Annotated in this window: 1 pseudogene; it reads right to left on the bottom strand. The window is 64.6% G+C overall.

Going from position 1 to position 240, the window contains the following annotated elements:
• Positions 1-33: 33 nt before the first annotated feature.
• Positions 34-240 (bottom strand): annotated as a pseudogene (locus tag AC5ZG5_RS46655) (hypothetical protein); the annotation flags it as partial.

Raw genomic sequence — 240 nt, 5'->3', positions numbered from 1 at the left:
GTCTCACGGCGGATGAGGGGCGGCTCGCGATCGTCACGAACGTTGCGGTGAGATGCGGTGGACGCGGGTGTTGCGACAGACGAGCGTGGCATCAGCGGACGGCGAAGTCGTGTGGTTCTGGCGCCCCGACGCTGGCGCTAAGTTCGTAGAGACAGTCTGCGGGCGACGGTGGCAAGAAAGCCCGGTCACCGGGAAGAGCACGAAGTAAGCCGTAACACCATCGCGCAGGGAAAGCCGGAA

The sequence above is a fragment of the Bradyrhizobium sp. Ses1 genome, from assembly GCF_059512365.1.
The sequence above is the reverse complement of the archived record's forward strand: the minus strand, read 5'-3'. Positions and strand labels throughout refer to the sequence as shown.